1 protein-coding gene is annotated in these 334 nt (G+C 66.2%); it reads left to right on the plus strand.

Annotated features, from left to right (window positions below):
- Nucleotides 1-38: 38 nt before the first annotated feature.
- On the plus strand, nucleotides 39-334 hold a 296-nt coding region (locus AC0IYH_RS30260), incomplete at its 3' end, for a hypothetical protein (protein ID WP_471837824.1).

The following is a 334-nucleotide window of genomic DNA, read 5'->3' on the forward strand; positions in this document are numbered from 1 at the left end:
GTCGCTAGGTTACCGGCATATCCAGAGGAAAAGTTCGCATGATCCGTCGACGCCCTGCCCTATTGCTCGCGCTGTTCGGCACCGCCATGCCGCTACAGGCGCAGCGCAGCACGCCCGCACCGGTCGTCCTCGACGCAAAGATCGCCACGCTGCGGGACAAGGCGCTGGCGGACACTAGTGCCTATTCGATCGTCGAGGGACTGACGACGGAGATCGGCCCACGTCCGCCCGGCGGCTCTGCGGCGCAGGCGCGCGCGCGCGAATGGTCGGTGGCGCGACTGAAGGCGATGGGGTTCAGGAACGTCCGCATCGAACCGTACACGCTGCACAATGT

Source organism: Pseudomonas sp. AC463 (assembly GCF_979253585.1).